The 4085-nt window shown below is 61.9% G+C and carries 4 protein-coding genes; 3 read left to right on the top strand and 1 reads right to left on the bottom strand.

Annotated features, from left to right (window positions below):
- Positions 1 to 125 precede the first annotated feature (125 nt).
- Positions 126 to 2333 (top strand): polymorphic toxin type 37 domain-containing protein, encoded by a 2208-nt coding sequence (locus AC2TC0_RS16070; RefSeq protein ID WP_484718460.1) that lies wholly within the window; start codon positions 126 to 128, stop codon positions 2331 to 2333.
- A 12-nt stretch (positions 2334 to 2345) separates the two neighbouring features.
- Positions 2346 to 2651, top strand: coding sequence for a hypothetical protein (locus AC2TC0_RS16065; RefSeq protein WP_484718459.1), 306 nt, complete (start codon positions 2346 to 2348; stop codon positions 2649 to 2651).
- 85 nt (positions 2652 to 2736) lie between these two features.
- On the opposite strand, the gene AC2TC0_RS16060 is transcribed toward AC2TC0_RS16065, so the two are convergent.
- Positions 2737 to 3570 (bottom strand): hypothetical protein, encoded by an 834-nt coding sequence (locus tag AC2TC0_RS16060; RefSeq protein WP_484718458.1) that lies wholly within the window; start codon positions 3568 to 3570, stop codon positions 2737 to 2739.
- A 76-nt stretch (positions 3571 to 3646) separates the two neighbouring features.
- On the opposite strand from AC2TC0_RS16060, the gene AC2TC0_RS16055 reads away from it, so the two are divergent.
- A partial coding sequence (locus AC2TC0_RS16055; RefSeq protein ID WP_484718457.1) for a GspE/PulE/PilB domain-containing protein occupies positions 3647 to 4085 on the top strand: 439 nt, incomplete at its 3' end.

Raw genomic sequence — 4085 nt, 5'->3', positions numbered from 1 at the left:
TGCGCTCGACCGGCTGGTAGCGAGCGCGCTGCCTGACGGCGGCGCGCCGAGCTTGGCCTATGACAGCCGCGACAATGTGATCACGCACGAAGACGCCATTGGCGTGGATACGACCTTTGTGCGCAATGGCTTTGGCGAGGCTATCCAGGAGGTCAGCCCCGATCGCGGCACCAGCATTTATGTTTACAACAGCGCGGGCGACATGGTGGCGGCGACCGACGGGCGCGGCCAACAGATTACCTACACCTACGACATATTGGGCCGCCTCCTCACCGCCACCCCCGTTGGCCGTCCGGCGGATGAAACGGTCACTTACACCTGGGATATTGGNCTACACCTACGACATATTGGGCCGCCTCCTCACCGCCACCCCCGTTGGCCGTCCGGCGGATGAAACGGTCACTTACACCTGGGATATTGGGGCGCTCAGCGGCAGCCGCGGGGTAGGCCGCCTTGGCCGCGTGGTCGATAGCGGCACAACGGTCGAATATGGCTATGACCACCGCGGCAATGTGACGACGAAGCGCCAGCGTATTGGCACGGGCGCGTGGTTGACCCTCGCCTTCACCTATGATTTGGCCGACCGGCGGACGCAGATCACCTACCCTACGGGGCGCATCGTCAATTACACTTGGAACTCGCTGGGCCGGGTGACGCAGGTGCGGACCAAGGCGAACGGCAGCGTATCGACATGGACCACGCTGGCGAGCGGCATGACATATGAAAGCTTCGGCGCATTGACGCAGGCCACTTATGGCAATGGCCTGCGGATGATCCAGAGCTGGGGGAATGACGGGCGGCTGGCGAACCGGCGGCTGGAGCGGACGTCGAACAGTGTGCGGCTGTCGTCGCTGACCTATTCCTATGACAATAGCGACAACATCGCCCAGATCGCTGATACGCTGGATGCGAGCAAGACGCGCAGCTTTGGCTATGACCCGGTCGAGCGGCTGACCCGGATGGACGGCGCGGTGGGGGCGTTCGCGCGCGAGGATTATCTGCACGACGACAATGGCAACCGGCTCGCTGTCGAGCGCCGCGCTACGGTTGCCGCCGCGACCCCTGCCGAGGTCGACAGCTATAGCATCGCCCCCGGCACCAACCGACTGACCAGCATCACCACGCCGGCGGGGATGCGCGTGTTCACGCACGATGCGCGCGGGAACCAGACGGGGGAGACTCGCCCCGACGGCTCGGTTGTCACGGTGGCCTATGACGGGCGGGCGCGGCTGGTGAGCTACACTGTCGGCACTGCCAGCCAGACGATGCTTTACAACGGCGCGGACGAGCGCATCCGCGTTATCACCACGCCAGCCTCTGGCCCTGTCGACACGCGCCAGTTCGTCTACGACCTCGATCACCGCATCGTCGGCGAATATGGCGCGGGCGGTGCCGCTGACCTCAAGGCCGAATATATCTGGACGCTCAGCGGCGTGGGGGAAACCGGCCCCACCGGCGGCGATGACGGCACCGGCGGCTACACGCCGCTCGCGGTCGCGGTCGGGGTCGCAGGCACCAGCGGCATCACATCCGAACTCCAATGGGTCCACGCCAGCCACCTCGGCACGCCGATCCTGACCACCAACGCATCAGGGCAAAGCGTCACTCCCTATGGCTACGCCGCCATCGGGTTCCCGGGGCAGTTTGCGAACGCCCTGCTCCTGCCCGGAGCCGAGCACTATTACAATCGCTACCGCGACTATGACCCCACCACCGGGCGCTACATCCAGGCCGACCCGATTGGGCTCGCAGGGGATGAAAATGCCTGGGTCTATGCGGGGGCGAATCCCTTGCGCTTCACGGATGCCAACGGCTTGACTGCAAGCTATCCGAGCTACCGCGTTCCGAACCCGGCGGCAGCAATGTTGCGTCGACACCCTTGGGTAATGGGCGGCACCGCTTTGGTAATGGGCGCCTATTATCTGCGAAACCTGTTGGTAGACTGTTATCCGACGAGTTCTCATGGCGGCGGATCCTATGAAAGTCCGATGCCTAGACACATCATCAATTTGAGTTGGGATTTTCCACTTTATAAAGATGGCCCGAAGCCTTTGCCCAAGCCTCCATCCGATGCGCACGACCCTAACGGAGCTAAGGCACCGGGAAAGCCCGGAGAAGAAGAAGGCTTCTTTGATCCGCCAAGTGGCGAGCAATGGGGCAAGGGTACAGATGGCCGTGGCGGTTTCATTGACAAAAATGGCACAATTTGGAAGCCTACCGGTCAGTCAGGTGGTCGAGCTCATGGGGGCCCGCATTGGGATCTTGAAACCAAGGACGGAAAAAGCGATGGGAACGTTTATCCCGGCGGACAAACTCGACCACACAAGAATTGAAATGTAAAAAGAATGAAGAATATTCAAGTAATTGACGATGCAATAAATACCGAGTATGCGATCTACTCAGTAACAGAGGAAGAGTTTCTGCAGATTTTTCACCAGAATGGACAAGATATCGAGTTTATCGAGGATTTGGTGGCTAGAATCGGCGATGACGCTGTTTATAAGTTGATGCAAAATGTTTGGCCGCGAAAGCAGAAAAAGTCAGCTGTATCTGGGATTCACGGAACGCTTTTCTATGGATTGGAGAAAAAGAAAAAGTTTTACCCTGAGAAGCGTGGCGATCCCATCAACTGGCGATATGTACCAGACTAGTGCCTTTTGCAGAGGCTGTTACTAAGACCCCAAATTTTTTTGCTATTGCTTGTGATATTGATCTTTTCGTTTTCACAATTTCAAGCTAGCCTATTACCACACCAGTCAAAATTCGGTTGGTAACGACACCCCCAATCGCATCGCCCGACTGCAGCGCAATCGGCTTGCCTATCAGCGCCCTTCGCATGGCAACCGCCAGCGCCGGCGTAATCGCGCTGACAAATTCCACCTCTAACACCATCCCTCCAGGCGACAGCCGAATGCGCAGGTCCACCGTCCCGCGGGCCTCCGGGTAGCGCCGCTTCACTTCCGCAACTGCCGCCTGCAACTGGCGCTCATCTATTCCATCCGGCCTGATGCTCGCCGAAGGTCGCCAGCGCGGCGCGGCCCCGGCATAGGGGTCATAGGCCCCCACCCCGCCGCTCCCGACGCCGCTGGTGCGACCGCCAACTCCCACACCACTGACCCCATTGCTCGCAACCGGACCCGGTCGCGCTGGCCCCAGCCTTGGTACGCGCGACACGCGCCACTCGGGCGGCGAGACCGGCGTCGGCGTGCTCGTCTCGATCTGCGATGGCGGCACGGGCGCCTGCGCGACCTCCTGCGACGGCGAAGGGGCAGCGCCAGCACTCGCAAGGGCGGTCGTTTGCTGCGGCGCAATCAGCTGCAACACCAACGGATAGCGGTCGACCATCTGCGGCAGCGTCCCTTGCGTGATCCCCGCCAGCGCCGCCAGCACCGACACGGCAACCGTGCTTGCCAGCACCAGCCCAAGTGGGCGTTCAAGCCGCCAACGCGCCAACTGCTGCTGCATATTGCTCAGCCATGGCGGAACCGAATAACTCAGCACCAACGGCCTATATACGGCGAGCAGCGGCGGCCTGCCGCTCTGCCAATGCTCGACCGGGGCAAAGGCCATAGTTGATGCCTCCATTTCGCAAGGGAATAGGGCTTTGCCGCTTTCCCTAAGGTCCGCTTTTTGGCAGGGTTTGCCGGTGGATACCAGCATCATCCTTGCTGATTCTGACAGCGTGATGGCGACGCCCGATTGGGCGGCGCGGCTGGTGGAGCGCGGGCTCGTATCGCGCGCCGATCTGGCGCGCGCCGAAGCCGTGGCGGCAGCAAGCGACCGGCGGACTGCAGCGACGCTGCGCGCGCTCGCGCTGGTGAGCGACGATGATCTGGCGGCAGCGCTCGCCGACTGGTCAGGCCTGCCGCTGGTCGGCCGCGAGCGGCTCGCTGGACCGCTAGCGCCGATCCCCGATCTTAACCTGCGCTATCTTGCGCGCCGCAGCCTTTACCCTGTCGCGCTCGACGGCGATCGGCTCACCCTTGCAATGGCCGATCCCGGTGACGAGGATGCATTGCGCGCGATGCTGTTCGCGAGCGGTGCGCGCGAGGTCGAATGCTGGACCGCGCGCTTTGGCGATATCG

It is taken from the genome of Sphingopyxis sp. sgz302558, from assembly GCF_057220455.1.
Note: the sequence above shows the minus strand (reverse complement) of the source record. Positions and strands in the feature narration are given on the sequence as shown.